Origin of the sequence: Aeromonas sp. FDAARGOS 1404, from assembly GCF_019047085.1 — a bacterium.
GTDB lineage: Bacteria > Pseudomonadota > Gammaproteobacteria > Enterobacterales > Aeromonadaceae > Aeromonas > Aeromonas veronii.
Map to the genome: position 1 here is coordinate 3379812 of NZ_CP077237.1, position 16932 is coordinate 3396743.

The 16932-nt window shown below is 59.1% G+C and carries 16 protein-coding genes; 8 read left to right on the top strand and 8 right to left on the bottom strand.

All coding sequences use genetic code 11. The features are described 5' to 3' along the window. The 5 genes from I6L34_RS15905 (at position 1) to I6L34_RS15925 (ending at position 3475) form a co-directional block, all read left to right on the top strand. Positions 1-420, top strand: coding sequence for a GspH/FimT family pseudopilin (locus I6L34_RS15905; RefSeq protein WP_005349592.1), 420 nt, complete (start codon positions 1-3; stop codon positions 418-420). Continuing rightward, the gene (locus tag I6L34_RS15910) at positions 417-809 is read left to right on the top strand and encodes a prepilin-type N-terminal cleavage/methylation domain-containing protein (RefSeq protein ID WP_075115427.1); all 393 of its coding nucleotides are present in this window, start codon (positions 417-419) and stop codon (positions 807-809) included. The genes I6L34_RS15905 and I6L34_RS15910 overlap by 4 nt, the downstream gene beginning before the upstream one ends. Next, the gene (locus I6L34_RS15915; RefSeq protein ID WP_042054204.1) at positions 803-1363 is read left to right on the top strand and encodes a PilW family protein; all 561 of its coding nucleotides are present in this window, start codon (positions 803-805) and stop codon (positions 1361-1363) included. The genes I6L34_RS15910 and I6L34_RS15915 overlap by 7 nt, the downstream gene beginning before the upstream one ends. Then, entirely contained in the window at positions 1360-2979 is a 1620-nt protein-coding gene (locus tag I6L34_RS15920; RefSeq protein WP_216954969.1) for a hypothetical protein, read from the top strand. The genes I6L34_RS15915 and I6L34_RS15920 overlap by 4 nt, the downstream gene beginning before the upstream one ends. A 94-nt stretch (positions 2980-3073) precedes the next feature. Further along, positions 3074-3475 (top strand): VOC family protein, encoded by a 402-nt coding sequence (locus I6L34_RS15925; protein ID WP_058057319.1) that lies wholly within the window; start codon positions 3074-3076, stop codon positions 3473-3475. 119 nt (positions 3476-3594) lie between these two features. Here the strand turns inward: I6L34_RS15925 and I6L34_RS15930 are convergent, their stop codons facing one another. From I6L34_RS15930 to I6L34_RS15945, 4 genes are all read right to left on the bottom strand, one after another. Beyond that, positions 3595-5073, bottom strand: a complete 1479-nt coding sequence (locus tag I6L34_RS15930; protein ID WP_058057320.1) for a carboxypeptidase M32 — start codon at positions 5071-5073, stop codon at positions 3595-3597. A 138-nt stretch (positions 5074-5211) separates the two neighbouring features. Next, positions 5212-5793: a DNA endonuclease SmrA gene (gene smrA / locus I6L34_RS15935; RefSeq protein WP_005338734.1), complete on the bottom strand. Its 582-nt coding sequence runs from the start codon at positions 5791-5793 to the stop codon at positions 5212-5214. Between the two features lie 187 nt (positions 5794-5980). Then, complete coding sequence (locus tag I6L34_RS15940) at positions 5981-6160, bottom strand: DUF3149 domain-containing protein (RefSeq protein ID WP_005338733.1); 180 nt, start codon at positions 6158-6160, stop codon at positions 5981-5983. 121 nt (positions 6161-6281) lie between these two features. Then, entirely contained in the window at positions 6282-7184 is a 903-nt protein-coding gene (locus I6L34_RS15945) for a TraB/GumN family protein (protein WP_058057321.1), read from the bottom strand. 88 nt (positions 7185-7272) lie between these two features. Between I6L34_RS15945 and I6L34_RS15950 the strand changes: the two genes are divergently transcribed. Beyond that, the gene (locus tag I6L34_RS15950) at positions 7273-7605 is read left to right on the top strand and encodes a DUF1904 family protein (protein WP_042060150.1); all 333 of its coding nucleotides are present in this window, start codon (positions 7273-7275) and stop codon (positions 7603-7605) included. A gap of 91 nt (positions 7606-7696) precedes the next feature. Here the strand turns inward: I6L34_RS15950 and I6L34_RS15955 are convergent, their stop codons facing one another. The 4 genes from I6L34_RS15955 to I6L34_RS15970 form a co-directional block, all read right to left on the bottom strand. Beyond that, entirely contained in the window at positions 7697-8524 is an 828-nt protein-coding gene (locus I6L34_RS15955; protein WP_042060149.1) for an SDR family oxidoreductase, read from the bottom strand. A gap of 141 nt (positions 8525-8665) precedes the next feature. Next, on the bottom strand, positions 8666-10120 hold the full coding sequence (locus I6L34_RS15960) for an OprD family outer membrane porin (RefSeq protein WP_058057322.1): 1455 nt from the start codon (positions 10118-10120) through the stop codon (positions 8666-8668). Positions 10121-10622: 502 nt separating this feature from the next. Continuing rightward, entirely contained in the window at positions 10623-12560 is a 1938-nt protein-coding gene (locus I6L34_RS15965) for a methyl-accepting chemotaxis protein (RefSeq protein ID WP_058059411.1), read from the bottom strand. Positions 12561-12665: 105 nt separating this feature from the next. After that, on the bottom strand, positions 12666-13550 hold the full coding sequence (locus I6L34_RS15970; protein WP_216954970.1) for a DMT family transporter: 885 nt from the start codon (positions 13548-13550) through the stop codon (positions 12666-12668). 407 nt (positions 13551-13957) lie between these two features. Between I6L34_RS15970 and hcp1 the strand changes: the two genes are divergently transcribed. Next, complete coding sequence (hcp1, locus tag I6L34_RS15975) at positions 13958-14476, top strand: type VI secretion system effector Hcp1 (RefSeq protein ID WP_005332563.1); 519 nt, start codon at positions 13958-13960, stop codon at positions 14474-14476. Positions 14477-14839: 363 nt separating this feature from the next. Continuing rightward, positions 14840-16921, top strand: a complete 2082-nt coding sequence (locus I6L34_RS15980) for a type VI secretion system tip protein VgrG (RefSeq protein WP_216954971.1) — start codon at positions 14840-14842, stop codon at positions 16919-16921. Positions 16922-16932: the final 11 nt, after the last annotated feature.

A 16932-nucleotide genomic window follows, 5' to 3' on the forward strand; every position in this document is an offset into this window, starting at 1 on the left:
ATGAATGTGCGCGGATTTACCCTGATTGAGTTGATGATCACGGTCGGCATCGCCGCCATCTTGCTATTGGTCGGGTTGCCCTCCATGAGTCAGCGCCTCGCGGCCGAACGGCTCGATCGCAGTGCGACCGAACTCGCGTCTGCCTATCGCTTTGCCCGCAGCGAAGCGGTCAAGCTGACCCTGCCGGTGGTGCTGCAGGGCACCGAGAACGGTGGCTGGGAGGTGATGGCCGACAGTCAGCGGTTGCGTCAGGCATCGGCTCCCGGTGGCGGCGTGGTGATCAAGCCGTTTGACCCCATCCAGATCGCGCCAACCGGCAGCAGCAGCCACGCCGAGATCATTCTGGCCAATCGCCTCGGTGAGCAGCGGGTCCTCTGCGTGGCCCCGAGCGGCCAGCTGCTGCAAGGGAGCTGCTCATGAAACACGCCGCACTTGCCCGCCAGCAGGGCTTCAATCTGGTGGAGATCATGGTCTCCATGGTGTTGGCGGTGATGGTGTTTCTCGGTCTCGCCAAGGGGCAGGTGGTCTCGTTGCAGCAGGCGCATTACAGCTTGCAGAGCACGCTGGCTACGATCGAGGCGAGCAACAGCGTGGAGCAGATCTGGAGTTCGCTGTGTGAAGTGCAGCGCAAGCCCGAGCGGTTCACCCAGGCCGATTTTCTTGCCCGCTTCACCCTGCACGAGGGCCACCGACTGGTGCTGCCGAACCGTTATAGCGACAACTTTGTGGTCGCTATCGAGTGGCAGGATGAGCGGGTCTCCGGCGCCAAGCGAGTGGAGCTGAACGCAGGATTTCCGCCTTTATGCTGAGCGTCCCCTCACGGCAACGAGGCGTCAGTCTCGTCGAGCTGATGATCTCCATGGTGCTCGGTCTGATGCTGATGCTGGCGATTTTTGCCGGTTACGCCCCGATCAAGAGTACGGTCGAACAGAGCAAGGCGCTGGAGCAGGCGAACGAAGTGCTGCGCTTTGCCACTCTCACCTTTACCAACAGCATCAAGCAGGCGGATCAGCTGATAGCCGTGACCCCTGATCGCCTGACGCTGGCCTTCAAGGTAGAGGGGGGCAATCAGGTGCTCTCCTGCCTTGGCAACCAGAAAACCGCCGATTTTACCGAGCAGTACCGCTTCACGCCGCCGGTACTCAGTTGCGATGACGGAGATGGCCCGCGCCTGTTGCTGGCCCATCTTCAGGATCTTGAATTCGGCCAGCAGGGTGCGTTGGTCAATATCCGCATCTTGCCCGAAGGGCTGCCGAGCTATCTGGCACCGGGAGTAGAGGTGCAGGTGGCCCGTCGCAAAGCGGTCTGGGCAGCAGCGTTGGCCACATCCGGTGCCAACGCCACAGTAGGGGGAGCGGGATGAACAAGGGATTGCAGGGGCAGCGAGGAGCCGTACTGCTGGTTGTGCTGGTGGTGAGCCTGCTGTCGAGTCTGCTGGTGTTTACCAGCATTCAGGAGAACCAGTTGCAGACTCGCCTGAGCGGCAATTTTCACAAGAAGATCAATGCGCAGCTCAGTGCCGAGCAGGGGATGAACGAGAGTTATCGAGCCCTGCATCAGGCCCTTGGCGCTGAACCACGGATAGAGTGGGCTCAACTGGTGCAGAAGGTGCCAAACAAGGGCGAAGGGGCCATGGTGGGCAGCCGCTTCAGCATCGATCAGCTGGATGCCTCCACAGGCAGCAAGCTGGCGTTGCAGAGCCATGGCCGCTATCTGGAGGGCAATGCCAGCCTCAACGCCCTGTTTACCCTCAAGCGCGAGCCCGGCAATCTCATCTTTCAGGATTCGGTGGTGGCATGCGAAGGGCTCAGCCTCTCCGGTAGTGGTTTTATCGACAGCTACGACTCGCGCAAGGGCAAATATGGCGGCACCAACATTAACCAGAATGCCAAGGTGGCGACTGTCAGCGACAAGGCCAATGTGGTGCTCGACGGCAATTCGCCAATTTGGGGCGATGTGCGGGCAACAGGTACCGTGACCCTCAACGGATCTTCTCCCATCTCAGGCAACGTGAATGCCGGGAGTGACGTCATTATCTCCCCCTCTTCGGACAAGATTGTCCGGGTCTCCGGCAATGTGAAAGGTGGCGGTAGTTTGACCCTGAAAGGGGGGCGCATCGGTGGTCAGGTGGCGGTCAATGGCAATGTTTCCATGGACTGGGGTACCAGCATCGACAGCGGCAAACTCAGTTATGGTGGTGCTGGTTTTTTTAAAGATCAGGAGAACAAGAAGTATCTGGATCCCGAGTACCGCAACGATCCTAGGTTGCCACCGGTGGCCGGGCAGGTGTGTGACCCGCTCAATGTGACCGCGCTGCCGAACTCTCCCAAGCTGGCCAATCTGCCGCTGAATGGCCCGTTGACGCTGGGCGCCACCCAGCAGATGGTGCTGACCACGGATCCTGCCACTGGCTCGGTTACCAGCAGCAACCAGCACAAGCCCGGGCTGCCGCTATCCGGCAAGGGGGAGCTGTTTGGCAAGGAGCAGACCATTTATCAGCTCGACAGCCTCAATATGGGGGCCGATGCCAGCCTCACCATCAAGGGGGATGTGGTGCTGCTGATCGACAAGGATTTCACCATGACTGGCAGCAACAAGTTGACGGTGAGCGAGGGGAGCAGCCTGACCCTGATCGTCAGCGGCAAGGTCGATCTCGGGGCCGGTGCTGAGGTGACGGCAGCCAAGCAGGGGCTGACCGCTGGCGGTACGCCTGCTATCTCCATCTATTCCGCCTATAGCGGCAAGGATGGGATCAAGCTGTCGGGCAATACCCCGCTCTATGCCGCCCTCTATGCCCCGCTGACCGAGATGCAGATCAGCGGAAGTGGCGGTCTGTACGGGGCGGTGCGTGCCAAGCACCTGACCGAGAGCGGTGCGGGCGGGGTGCACTATGACGAGGCGCTGGGCATGGCGGATATGGGCGAAGATCAGGGGCCGCCTCCGACGCTGGCACTGCGGCAGTGGCACTTTGTGCAATGAGGCTGGTGAGCCGCTAAAAAGGATCGAACGGGGCGCGCAACTGTGAGAAGGTGGAGATCTGTCCACCCAGCCGTTCACTGTTGAGGAGTGCTCCATGCCAGGCCCCGCTCGCGCCGGTGCCCTGATCTATGCCAAGGATCCGGGCCTGCTGACCCACTTTTACCGTACATTGCTGCAGATGGTGGTCTGCAGTCAGGATGAGCAGTTGGTGGTGCTGGAAAACAGCGATATCCAGCTGCTGATCCACGCCATTCCCGAGCCTTATGCCGAGCAAGTCGTTATCAAGCGGCCGCCAGCACTGCGGGAAGAGGGGGCCATCAAGCTGTTCTTCACCGTCTCCAGCCTCGCCTGGGCAGAAGCGAAGGCGGCGGATCTCGGCGGCGGTTTGCTGCCACAGCAGTGGACGGGGCCCGGCTTTGTGGTGCGCAACGCCTTCGACCCGGAGGGCAATATCCTGCAACTGCGCGAGTTGCTGGGTTCCCCTGATCCTCTCTGAATCCTTTCTTTGTGCAGCATTGCTGTGACGGTGTGCTGTGCCATGCACCGCCATAAAAGCGGGGCCCTGTAGTGGTCAACTAAAAAGGGCCCCGTTCTGTTGTTAGCTTACTGTGCTCATTACTTCAGGTAACGCTGTTCCAGATGCTGGCGCAGCCAGTGCGGGTTGAGCGCTTCACCGGTGGCACGGCGCACCAGCTCGTCGGTGCTGTGCAGGCTCCCCTGTGACCAGATGTTGTGTCCGAGCCAGCCGAAGATCTCCGGCAGGCAGCCCGCCGCGATCACCTCACCCATGCTGCCCAGCTCTTTCTCGAGGGCAAAGCGCAGCTGGGCGGCATACATGGCGCCCAGGGTGTAGCTCGGGAAGTAGCCGAACGAGCCGTCGGTCCAGTGAATATCCTGCATGCAGCCATTGCGGTAGTTGCCCTTGGTGGAGAGCCCCAGCCACTGCTGCATCTTGGTGTCCCACAGCTCGGGGATATCGGCCACCTCGATCTTCCCTTCCACCAGATCGCGCTCCAGCTCGTAGCGCAGGATAACGTGGGCCGGATAAGTCACCTCGTCCGCATCGACCCGGATAAAGCCCGGCTCGACCCGGCTGTAGAGCTTGGCCAGATTGTCCGGCGCAAACGCCGCCTGTTCGCCGAAGTGGTGACGAATGCGTGGTGCCAGCAGCGCGAGGAAGGCCGGATGATGCCCCAGCTGCATCTCGCAAAACAGGCTCTGACTCTCGTGGATCGCCATGGAGCGCGCTTCGGCCACCGGCTGACCCAGCAGATGGCGCGGCAGCCCCTGCTCGTAACGGGCGTGACCGGTCTCGTGCACTATGCCCATCAGGCTGGAGACAAACTCCTGCTCGTTATAGCGGGTGGTGATCCGCACGTCGGTTGGCACGCCGCCACAGAAGGGGTGACTGCTCACATCGAGGCGGCCGTGGGCGAAATCAAAGCCGAGCAGTCCCATCACCTCCTGACCGAGCGCTTGCTGGGTGGGGATGGGGAAGGGGCCTTGCGGCAGCAGCAGGGCATCGCCCTTCTGCTGTTCACTCACGGTCTGGATAAGAGCCGGCAGCCAGCTGGCGAGATCGCCGAAGATCTGATCGAGCCGTGCGCTGGTCATGCCCGGCTCATAGAGCGCCAGCATGGCGTCGTAGGGGCGCACGCCAAGGGCATCGGCCCGCAGTTGCGCCACTTCACGGGAGAGTTTTACCACCTCCTCGAGATTGGGAGCAAAGCCGGCCCAGTCGTTGTTCTTGCGCTGGCTGCGCCAGGCGTGCTCGCACTTGCTGCCAGCGAGCGACAGCGCTTCGACCAGCTCACCGGGCAGCAGGCTGGCATCTTGCCACTGGCGCTTGATCTCGCCGAGGTTGGCCCGTTGCACCTCATCCAGCGGCTCGCTCTCGGCCCTGGCAATCCAGTCACCCAGCTCGGGAGCGGTACGCTTCTGGTGGATTAGCAGACCGAGTTCGGCCATCGCTTCGGCGCGGGCATCGTTGCCCCCTTCCGGCATCATGGCCGCCTGATCCCAGCCGCAGATGGCGGCGAGGTGGCTAAAGCGGTGGATCTGTTGCTGATGTTGTTCAAGCTTTTGATATGACATGGGATTGTCCTTGTTATCGTCCCTGATGGTATGCCGCCCCGTACCTGGCATGCTCGGGGCCGTTCGATGCTAACACCGCCGCTGTATAGTTGACCACCTTCACGCAGGCGGGCCAAAGGCGTGGGGGCGAAACGCGGATTAGCCGAGCCGCTTCTGGTGCCGTTCGCGATTTTCCGCTTTTTTGCGTTCGCTTTTGCGCAGCAGCACGTATAGAGCACCGCTGCCGCCGTGGCGACGCTCGGCGCTGTGGATCGCCATGACGGCGGGCAGTTGCGGCAACCAGGCGCTCACATAGCTTTTCAGCAGGGCGCGCGGGGTGCTGCGCTCCCCCTTGCCGTGCAGGATCAGCAGGCAGCGGATATCCCGGACTTCACAATCTGCAATGAACTGCACTAGCGTCTGGCGCGCCTCATTGAGGGTTTTCTGGTGCAAGTCCAGACTTGCCTGCAGCTCGTATTTGCCGAGCCGCAGCTTCTTGTAGACCCCCTCCTGCACCCCATCGCGTTTGAAGCCGACGATTTCGTGCGGATCGCGCATCTCGATGGCCTCCATGGTGAGGTGGTCGAGGGCGAGTTGTTCGGCGGTGGCAGCCTGACGGCGAGCGAGCTGCGCCTCGGTGGGGGCGGATTTGGCCGCATGGGGATGGATGTTGTCGCTGCGAATGGGCCGCACGTCGGCCACTTCATTCATAAATAGCGAGAGTTCGTCGTTATGAGACACGGCAGGCTCCCCATAAGAAAAAGTGGGGGCCATTATAACGGTCGTAACCGGCACAGAAAACGGGGAAAGGGGGAGGGGATAAGGGGTGCCCAGCATGGACGCTGGTGCAGCCTGGCCCGGGAAGCACAGTCGCGAACCATAAAACAGCACAGGCGGTCAGTGTGAACTGCCGCCTGTGGTCAGAGGATTATTTTCCCTCTTTGGGCTGTTGAGAATGGGGTTGCTGTGAATGAGGCGGTTGCGAGTGCATCACCTTGTAGATGAAGTAGGCCGCGTAAGAGCTGATGAGCAAGAAGGTGCCGATAATCACCAGCATCGACATCAATCCCACGCTGTTGCCAAACATCAGGTCCAGCCAAAAGTCCATTTTATTGCTCCTGTCACCCGGTTGATGACAGGCATGATAAATACCTCTTTGCCCCGTCCGGGATGATCCCGATCAACTCCCTTGCAGGTTGTTTAATAACCAGCGCGATCTGTGATCGTTCTCACTGGACTCCTTGTGACAGAGCCTGCACAGGGCTCGGTGTGGTGAGCGGGGTAATGCGCCACCCTTGCTGCTCCAGCAACGCCAGCAACCCCTGCTCGCCGTAAAGGTGCAGGGCGCCTACCACGATAAAGCTCTCGTTGAGCAGGGTGGACCATTTCTTCAGCCAGTTGTAGTTGCGCTCGGCCAGCAGGGTCTGCTCCATCCAGCTTTGTAGCGCGGGCGGGGCCATCTCCTCCTTGAGCAGATTGATCAGCGTCGCCTCATCTCCCTGCTGCCACGCCTTCATCACGGCGGCGAAACCACTCTCCAGCATCGGTAGCTCATCCAGGGTGCTGGCGAGCATCAGGGTCTGGTTGTCACCCACGCTGGCCAGATAACCGAGCTGCTCCAGCAGGGTTTCAAAACCCACTACCGGTTTGCCCTCTTTGGCGGCCCGGGTAGCGAAGTGCTGGTCTATCCCGAGTTCACTTTTGAAGTCGGAGCGGGCCATGGCGGCCTGGGTCAGGGTAATGGCGGCAAACCAGGGGCGCAGGGTGGCGAGGGTAGCCTCGTCGATGCCATAGTGGGCACCCGCCATCAGGGTGCGTTGATAGAGTTCGGCAGGCAGATGATCCTTGAGCGGTTTGCCATCCACCAGTCGGGTGAGGGAGGCGGTCTGTTGCCACTGATCCGGCGTGATGCTGTTCATGTCCACCTCCATCACCAGTGCGCGACTCTGCAGCCAGGCCCGCTCCACCGGCTCGGGCAGCGGATAGAGGGCAGGCTTGCCCGCATGGATGGAGCCCAGAAGCCAGTGTTGCTGGTTGCCCTTGCTCACCCGATAGAACGCGGGATCGGCAAAAGCGTGCAGCGGTAGCAGCAGGCAGAGCAGGAAGGCAAAGAGGGTGCGATGAAATCTCATGGGGATCCTTAATATGCGCCGGGTGACTTCTCTTGCTGACAATAACTCCTATGATAAGTCCTCATTTCAGATAACCAAGAGGTTTGCCATGCCCCATCTTCGTTTTCGCGCCGTGACGCTCGAGACCCTGCAACAGGTGAGCGGCCCGCTGCTGGCCGAGCTTTGCGAGCTGACCGGCGGCAAGCCGGAGTTTGTCACCATGGAGCGGATTGATAGCTGCTGGATACGCAACGGCGAGCCCGAGGCGGGTTTTCCATTTGTCGAGCTGCACTGGTTCGAGCGGCCACAAGAGATGCAGGACGAAGCCGCGCGCCTTATCACGCGCCATTTGAAACGGGTGCTGGGGGAGCAGACCTATGTTGTGGTGCAGGTGATTCCCTTGGTTAAGAGCGCCTACTACAGCAATGGCGAGCACTATTGAAGAGGGGGGCAAACCAGGTTGGCGGGACAGGTGACGCCGCTACCCGGCTAACGCCACTTGGGCGGCAGGATGCTTGTCGCCCATCACGGGATCAGGCCGATTTGGCCAGCAGTATATCGAGCCAGCGAGTGGGCAATACCCGTCGCAAGAAGGCAAACAGCCGGGTCGGAGTAGTCACTGGATAGCGTGCCTTGGGATGGGCGTGGGTCAGCGCATGGAGCAGCGGCGGGATGCAGGCTTCGCTGGAGAGGGTAAAGCCGCTGGTGGCCCCCTCTTTTTCCAGCCGCGTCAGGGTCTGGCGGTAGGCCGACTGATGACGGCTCTGGGCCGGGTCGATGTGGCGCAAGAAGGCGCTGCGGGCATTGGCACGAAAACGGGTATCGATGGGGCCCGGTTCAATCAGGCTGATATGTACCCCGCTACCCGCCAGTTCGAGGCGCAGAGTGTCGCTATAACCTTCCAGTGCAAATTTGCTGGCGTTATAGGCGCCGCGATACTTCATGGCAACCAGCCCCAGTACCGAGCTGTTCTGCACTATCCGACCCTCTTTGGCTTCCAGCATCGGCGGCAGCACCTGACGGATCAGATGGTGCCAGCCAAACAGGTTGGTATTGAATTGTTCCCTGAGCGCCTCGGTGGGCAGATCTTCCAGCGCCCCGGGTTGGCCATAAGCGCCGTTGTTGAACAGGCCATAGAGGCGCCCGCCCGCCAGATGGAGCGCCGCACTGGCACCCAGCTCGATGGAAGTAGGGTCCGCCAGATCCAGCTGTACCGCCAGCAATCCCTGTTGCTGCAGACGGGCCACATCTTCCGCCTTGCGCGCCGAGGCGATCACGGTAAAACCGTGCTGCCCGAGCGCCTGTGCGGCGGCGAGGCCAATGCCGCTGGAACAACCGGTGATCAGAACAAAACGGGGCATGATGACGTCCTTGTGACTGCTGACAAAAGCGTGCGGGCGGGTGAGTGGATAAAACCCTTATCCGGTTCGCATGTTAGCTTGCCAACCGGTAAAAAGAAAACCGGGCCAAGTGGCCCGGTTTGCTGACATCGTATTGCCTGATTACATGATGGTAAACGGCATGATGATGTGGAACTTGACGTCACGCTCGGAGGTAAACACGTTCGGATAGTCAGTCCAGCCCTTCCAAGTTGATGGCAGGTCATTGTTGTAGTCGGTGTAGTGCAGTTTGAACAGGGTGCCTTTCAGCTTGCCATCCTGCACGGTATAGCTGACATCGAAGTTGGCTGCCCACTCGGTATCGCCTTCAGCAACTTTAGTTCCATCACCTTTCTCCATATCCCAGCCGTAAGCACCGGATACGCCTACAGACCAGCCAGGAGCACCAACCAGGTCATCCAGAGAACGTGTTACACCGAAGAACAGCGCTTTTTCGTTGTTGGCGTTCCAGTCAGAGCGGGAGTCCCACCAAATTTCGTTGGCGCCCTGGGAGTTGCCGTAACCACGGGTCAGACGGGGCAGGTAGTTGCCTTCAACACCCTCAGCTTTGGTCCACATACCTTCCAGACGGAAACCGTACTGCGCATAGTTCCACGCAGCTGTCAGTGCTTGTTGCCATGCCAAGCCATCATAAGTTTCTACATCACGACCAGAGGCGTTTTTGTACGTTTCTGTTTCGGAGCCATAGAATTGGTAGCTGGTTGACAGGCCGCCCAGTACGTCAAACTTGTGAGCCAGTTTGAAGTGGTAGCTATCCATATAATCGGCTGATTGGCCGAAAGAGCCAGTAATGGCTGCGCCATTTTCAAAGGTGTAACGAGCGGCGACGGCATGGATGTAGTCGATCTCGTTTTCTTTATCGAAGGTATTACCCCAAGCTCCGCCCCACGCTTTACTTTTATAAAAGCCTTGGGTTTCTTTGAACCAGGGAGCTTTGTATTCATCTGCGATAGCGTAGGTCAAATAGAGACCACCTACGTTACCTTCAACTTGTCCACCACGATAAGTACCTGGTTGGTAGGACCAGTTAACGCCAATCTGGCCAGGAACATACAATTGGGTATAGCCAGCTTTTGCAGTAAGACCTTCAACCAACTTCAACTTAAGGGCTGCGTTGGTCAGGCTTGCGCCATTTTCTGATTCGGTGTTGCTGGTTCCCCAAGCTCGTCCCCAGAAAGAGAATTCATTCTCGGCGTTGACCGGGTTACTTTCATCAATGGCTAAGTCATAGGCAGTGTATCCGCCCAAGTCCAAGCCAACCACGTCCCATGCATAACCCGAGTTGAAGTTAAGAGCTAATTGAGCGGTCGCATGGCTCAGGTTTGAGCGATATTTTCCGGTGTTATCTGCAGGTACTACACCTGAGTCAACACGGGCGCGATCACGCTGGAAGTAGAACAGACCACCGGTCAGTTTGGAGTCTTTCACGAAGGTTTCATAGGACTGGCCGTATTCCGGGCTCATCATATCCTGAGCAGCCAACGCCATACCGGGGGCGACCAGAGCGGCTACCACAGCGGCACTCAAAGCGGCGCGCTTGAAGATCACTTTTTCCATTTTTATTGCTCCTGATTTTATGGACTTAGCTTTTTTTCCGGCAGTTGGCATCGGGCCTACCGCTCGGTATTGGCATTGCAATCAAAACCCCGAAGGGCAAAAAATCTTGTCTTGGCTACCTGCAAACCCGGATGTCTTGGCACATCTGTAGTTGGCAGTCCTGATCATCACATGTTGTTTTTTTATGTTCCGATTCTTGGCTATCGGACAACCCCAAGAGTACGTTCGCGGTGCGAAATATCAATGAAAAGTTCCCTCAACGTTTCAAAAGTATGACCGAGTGCAAATAATCATGGGCAAGGTCGTAAACAGCCTCATGGCAGGTATCACGGTGATGAGAGCGTTTTCTTGAGGCTGCGGCCAGCGCCAGTGCGGGTTTTCATCCGGTACGGCGGAAGAGGTGTCAGTTAACCTGCCGATAACAGATAATTTTGTGCCACAAAAAAACTTTCCCTCTGGTCGTAGGGAAAGTGATCTGGTGGGGATGCGGGGCGAATAGGGGTCAGCCTTGCTGGCCGAGGATGCGGGGGATCTGCTGCGCCTGATGGTGGATATGGGAGGAGACCTGCACCGAGAGCTGACTCACCTGACGGGCATGCTGATGGATACGGGCGATCAGATCGGCAAAACTGGCCAGCTTGTGTTCCTGACTTTTGGCGTTGTCGGCGCCCTGCAGGGCGATCACTGCGGTGTTGCGGGCGATCTCCCGCACTGCCTGGGTAGTCTGGCGCAGTTGTTCCGCCTGCGCCCGCTGGCGGCTTGATTCGCTGGTGATCCGGTTCAGTACAGTGCCAAGTTGTTCGCCGGATTGGGTCAGGCGCCCCAGAATATCGGTGATCTGGTTGAGGGATTGCTGGGTATTGGCCGAGAGGTGGCGTACTTCATCGGCGACCACCGCAAAGCCGCGTCCCTGTTCCCCTGCACGGGCCGCTTCGATGGCGGCGTTGAGGGCCAGCAAGTTGGTCTGCTGAGCGATATGACCGATTACATCGACAATGGCCGTCACATCGGCAACCGAGCGGGTGAGGGCTTGCAGCGCCTCATCGCTCTCGTCAATCGCCAGTCCGGTCTGATGAGTGGCGTGCAGCATGCTCCCCACCAGATCTTCGCTCTGGCTCATCGCCTGTTCGTTATGGTGGGCATGCTGGGCGATGTCGGCGGCGACCTGATGGACCTCTCCGGCCAGCTGGTTCAGCTCATCCATCATCTGGCCGCTCTCATCGACCACCTGTTCGGTGGTGCGGGTGCTGTGGTGGATCTCGTCAACCTGGCTGACCATCCCTTGCAGACTGAGGGATACCGCCGACAGCTGCCCCTCTTTCTGTTGCTGATCCAGTTGCAGACGACCGATCAGCCGATTGTAGCTGGCAACAATATCGGCCAGCTCGTTGCGATCGCGCCCGGTAGGCAACGGCTCGGCCTGCCCCGTCTGATCGAGTTGCATAAAAGCTCCGCGCAGTCGCAACAAGGGGGTGAGCAGCCAACGTCGTTGCACCAGCGCAAACAGCAGGGCGACTATCACCAGACAGAGCGCTAGCGTGCCGAGGATGGTGGCCAGCTCCTGGTTGACGGCTTGCCGTTCGCGGGCAAGTTGTTCCCCCATCTGTCTGGTCGCTTGCAACATCGCCATGATGTCTTGCTGCACGGTCTGGCGGCCAGCCTGTTGCTGTTGTAGCGCCGTGCGGCTGTTGGCCAGCTCCTGCGGATAGCGGCCCAGCAGCGAGCGTAATTCGCTGCGCGGTTGCTCTCCCAGCTCCTTGCGTACCGGCTCCCCCAGCGTGAACTCATCGGCGGGCGCCTCTTCATACAGGCCGAGCAGCGGCAAGGCTTGCAGCGCTTGGGCCTGTTTTTGCAGTGCCTCCAGCTCGAAGCGGATCCCTTCGAGCAGCTTCTCATTGCCCTGTTCCATATAGCTTTGGCGCAAATGGGCGAGGCGCGGCAGGCCCGCCAGGATCTCGGCTGCGCCGCTGCGATATTGCTCTGCTGCGGCAGATTGTTCCGTGCTGGCGCCTTGCTCCCCATAGCGGATCAGCGCCATGGCCTGGCTGCCCAGCTCACTCTCGGCATTTTGTAGCAGCAACTGGCTGTTGCCCGAGAGCTTGCCTGCTGCCTGATAGTCGTGCGCGATGCGCTGCGCCATCTGTTCGAGTTGCTGCCTGAGCGGGGCCGCCACGGCATCATCCTGAGCGGCCAGCGAGGAGAGCGCTTGCTGGCGGATCTTCTCCGCAGCGGTCAGTTGCTGTGGATCGCCGCTGTTGAGGTAGTCACGCAGGCTGTTTTGCAGGGTCACCGTCACCAGTTGCTGCAGCGTCTCGTGCTGATGCTGGGCCTGATTGGTATGGGCAAGCTGTTGCCAGCCGTGGTAGAGGGCCAGCGCCTGTCCTCCCGCGACCAGTAACAAAATAAGGGAGGAGAGGGTGGCGTAATGGGCGATTTTCACGGGGTAATTCCTGTCAGCACAGACCATGGGGGAGCGTGGCCCGAGCCTAAACAGGGATGATGGCGTTTTTATGACAGCATGGTCAGGTGGCCCTATTTTACCGACTTAACTGGCTGGGGATGCTTGAGCGCTGTTGTGTTGGCCCAGCATACCGAGCAGGGCGCCTCCCATAATAAGTGCCCCGGCCAGCAGATGGCGAGAGGTCAGCTCTTCTCCGTTCAATGCCACTAACAGCAAAGTACTCAGCAGCGGTGTCAGGTAGGCAAGGGCACCGATCCGGCGTGGATCGCCGTCTCGCAGTGCCAGATACCAGGTCACAAAGGCCGCCCCCATCGGGCCCAGCGCCAGCCCGATGATGAGACACCAGTCACTGGTGGGGATCTGCGCGAGTGGCAGGGGCCCCTCCAGCAGACGGGCAAGCAGCAGCGCCAGCAAACCTGCGGGCAGGCAGGCTGCCGCAGTGACGACGGCGGGGGCTGGCGGCAGACGGCGTGATAGCACCGAATAGGCCCCCCAGACGACAGCTGCACCGAGTGCCAACAGGTATCTCGGCAGATAGACCTGCTGCAGTTGCAGCTCGCCATTGACCATCACCAGCATGGAACCCGCCAGACCAAAGGCGCCAGCCAGCAGGTGACAGGCATGGAGTGGATGACCGGGCAACAACAGCGGGGTGAACAGAATGATGCAGAGCGGCCAGAGGTAGTTGATGAGGTTTGCCTCCAGCACCGGGGCATGGCGAAAGCTCATAAAGAGCAGCAGATGGTAGAGCAGCAATGCCGTAACCGTCACCAGCCAGGTAATAGGACGAGCGCGCCATTGGCGCCAAAACGGCAAAGCCCCGCCCCCGCAGAAAAACAGCACCAGCCCGACCAGCACCAGTGGTGACACGCTGGTGACCCGTGACGTCAGCGCCGCCAGCGAGGCCCACAGCACAATGGTCAGCAGTGCAAAACCGGTGGATCTATCCCACCAAGTACATCCGGACATCCAACACTCCTTTGCAAGATGAATGAGCAACAGAAAATTGTGCAGTCTAACAGAGTGACAACCGACAAACAGTTTCGAGGCGAGCGATGACTTGCAAGTTAGTTGTTCTGTCCGAGAATGCTTAGCCAGTGGAAAATTAGCACCGGCAAGGAATTGAAAGCTTGCCCTGCAAAGAGGAAATGATTATTTGGAGCAACTTCTTGCTCGTTGACTGGTTATTTATACTGATTGGGCAAGCAATCACGATTAAATGCACTGCTCTAGGCAATTTATTGCGTGCTTGTGCATTGAATAAGAACTGGTGGATGGTAATTGTTTGATAAATAAGGAATAAAAAAATGGCATGGTCGCTGCTAAAGGTTGGTCGAGTGCTATCTCGTTTAACCAACCTATTTAGGAGCATACACATGCCAACTCCATGTTATATCAGCATCGAAGGTAAAACCCAGGGCAATATCACCGCCGGTGCCTTCACCTCCGATTCCGTCGGCAACATCTTCGTACAAGGTCACGAAGACGAGATGCTGGTACAAGAGTTCCAGCACGTCGTCACCGTCCCGACCGACCCGCAATCCGGTCAGCCTGCTGGTCAGCGTGTCCACAAGCCGTTCAAGTTCACCGTTGCGCTGAACAAAGCCGTACCGTTGATGTACAACTCTCTGGCTTCCGGTGAAATGCTGCCGAAAGTGACCCTGAAGTGGTACCGCACCTCCGTTGAAGGCAAGCAGGAGCACTTCTTCTCTACCGTGCTGACCGATGCCACCATCGTTGACATCGACTGCCAGATGCCGCACTGCCAGGACCCGGCGAAGTCTGACTTCACCCAGCTTATCCAGGTCTCCATGGCTTACCGCAAGATTGACTGGGAGCACACCGTTGCCGGTACTTCCGGTGCGGACGACTGGCGCGCGCCCATCGAGGCGTAAGCCTTGCTTCGGTACTTTGGTATTCCTTGTAAGTAGTAATGTGTCTTTGAGCCGGTTGTTCAACCGGCTTCTTGTACTGTGCATTTTCTCCAGCCTGGCCAACGGGTTGGCTGGAGCTTTTCTGTTTTGCCATCCCCCTGCCGGGGTTTGATGCCCTGCCGGTGAGTGCGGAGGGATGGCAAAGCACTAAAGGGTGTCCTGTGATGCAGACCCGAACCGCTCGTAACCTGTTAACCCCTTTATCTTTGGTGGCCCTTGCGGCACCGGAGAGGGCGGTAGCGTGGCTGCGCGGTGAGGGATTGTATGGGCGCGAGAGTTGGCAAGGGCTCAGGCACTGCTTGGCCGTGACAAGAGGGGAAAGCCATGGCTAATCAAACCGGATTGCAATTTACCGTCAAGGTGGGGGCGTTGCCCGAGAGCACCTTCGTGGTGGCCAGTTTCCAGCTGGATGAGGGGTTGAACCGGCCGTTCAACCTGCAGCTGGAGGTGGCGAGTAGCCAGCCTGATGTCGACTTTGGCGCCGTGCTGGACCAGCCATGCGAGCTGATTGTGTGGTACAACGGCGAGCTGCAACGCCGGGTCTGCGGGGTTGTGAGCGAGTTTGCCCAAGGAGACAGCGGTTTTCGCCGTACCCGCTATCAGTTGCAAGTCAAACCGGCGCTGTGGCGGCTGGGGCTGCGCCAGAACTCCCGCATCTTTCAGGCGCAAAAGCCCGATGAAATCCTCAGTATCCTGCTGCAAGAGCACGGCATCACCGATTACGCCTTTGCGCTCAAGAATGAGCACGCCCAGCGGGAATACTGCGTGCAGTATCGGGAGACTGACCTCGACTTTGTGAACCGCTTGGCCGCCGAAGAGGGCTTGTTCTACTTCCACGAGTTTGAAGCAGGCAAGCACCGCATCGTCTTTGCTGACGATGCGGCAGCCCTGACCGCGGGCCCCGAGCTATTTTTCAACCTCGGCAACCGCTCGCTGGAACAAGGTCCCTATGTGCGCCAGTTCCACTACCGCGAGGCGGTGCGCCCCTCGGATGTGGAGCTGAAAGATTACAGCTTCAAGACGCCAGCTTATGGCCTCTCCCACAAAAAGCAGGGTGCAGAGCTCGAGCACCAACGGGATACCTACCAGCACTTCGACTATCCGGGTCGCTACAAGCAGGACCCGAGCGGCAAGGCGTTTGTCCAGCATCGGCTCGATGCCCTGCGCAATGACGCGGTGGCGGGCAGTGGCAAGTCCAACAGTGCCGCCTTGTTGCCGGGCCAGCACTTTTCATTGACCGAACATCCCAATGGTAGCCTCAACACTGACTGGCAAATCGTTCATATCCGCCACACCGGTGAGCAGCCACAAGCCTTGGAAGAAGAAGGCGGCAGCGGCCCGACCGTCTACCACAACGAATTTGGCGTAGTGAAGGCGAGTACCACCTGGCGCGCCCGTATCGGCAGCCCCGAAGCACCTCACAAGCCGATGGTGGACGGCCCGCAAATCGCGATAGTGGTCGGCCCCGAGGGGGAGGAGATTTACTGCGACGAACATGGCAGGGTGAAGCTGCAGTTCCCGTGGGACAGATATGGCAGCTCCAACGACCAGAGCTCCTGCTGGGTGCGGGTGAGTCAGGGCTGGGCCGGTGGCCAGTACGGCATGATGGCGATTCCGCGCATCGGCCACGAGGTTATCGTCTCATTCCTCGAAGGTGACCCCGACCAGCCTATCGTGACGGGTCGCACCTACCACGCCACCAATCGGCCGCCGTATGAGCTGCCCGCCAACAAGACCCGCACCGTGCTGCGCACCGAAACTCACCAGGGCGAGGGTTTCAACGAGCTGCGTTTTGAAGACCAGGCGGGGCAGGAAGAGATTTATATCCACGGTCAGAAAGACCTGAATGTGCTGATTGAAAACGATGCGGCGTGGCATATCAAGCACGACCAGCACACCGATATCGACAATGAGCGGGTCACCCGCATCAGAAAGATGCCGGGCAAGGATGGCGCTCCGCCCAGCCTCGGTAATGACCACCTGACAGTTGAGGGTGAAAAACGCGACCATATCAAGGCGGACTATTCGCTGACAGTTGATACCTCCCTGCATCAGAAGCTAGGCCAATCTCTCTTGGTGGAAGCGGGTGAAGAGGTGCATATCAAGGTGGGTGACAAGCTGGTGCTGGAGGCGGGCTCCGAGATCACTCTCAAGGGCGACGGTAGTTTTGTGAAAGTTGACCCGAGTGGCATCAAGCTGGTCGGCCCCGCCATCAAGCTCAATGCCGGCGGCAGCCCGGGATCAGGCTCTGGCTGGGCTGGTCAGGCTCCCGTTACTCCCAAAGGGGTTGAGGTGGTCAAAGCCCCAGAACTGGTTGAACTGGTCAAGGCGATTGCCACCGAGAAGGCGATGGAGGCGTTGCTCAAGGTGCTGGAGCCCGATAGCGATTATCAGCCCTCCGCTTGATGTTCGACGAA